At 37.2% G+C, this 647-nt stretch carries 1 protein-coding gene; it reads left to right on the top strand.

Annotated features, from left to right (window positions below):
* A partial coding sequence (locus tag ACFPM4_RS19090; protein WP_382355354.1) for an MSCRAMM family protein occupies window positions 1-647 on the top strand: 647 nt, incomplete at both ends.

Raw genomic sequence — 647 nt, 5'->3', positions numbered from 1 at the left:
TTACAAATTAGACGAAACACCAATCGTCTTTACGATTGAAAAAGGCCAAGAGATTACTCTTACTGTGAAAGCGGAGAATGAATTAATTACAGGTTCTGTTGAACTGATCAAAGTTGATAAAGACGATAATAAACTTACATTAGAAGGTGCAGTATTTGCACTACAAACGGATTATGGAGAAACAATTCAAGAGGAATTGACAACAGATGCCGAAGGAAGGATAACGGTAGATAATCTGAAACCAGGAAACTATCAATTTATCGAAACGAAAGCACCAGATTATTACCAACTGGATGCAAAACCAATTGCCTTCGAAATTGTAAAAAGCCAAAAGGAAGCATTTGTAGTCATGGTAGAAAATGAATTAATCCGTGGTGAAGTTGTGTTAACGAAGGTGGATATTGACAATGAAAATGCACCTTTAGTGGAAGTAGAATTCTCCCTACAAACTGCAGACGGAAAAGTCATCTCGGAAGGGTTAAAAACAAACGATGAAGGGGAAATCTTCGTTAATAACTTAAAACCTGGTGACTACCAATTCATTGAAATGGCTGCGCCATTTGGCTATGACTTAGACCCAACCCCAATCAATTTTACGATTGAAAAGGCTAAAACTGTGGATGATGTGAAGCAGATAGAAGTAACAG

Source organism: Lederbergia graminis (genome assembly GCF_042655485.1).
Lineage (GTDB): Bacteria > Bacillota > Bacilli > Bacillales > Bacillaceae_C > Lederbergia > Lederbergia graminis.
This window is presented reverse-complemented; position numbering and strand designations above follow the sequence as displayed.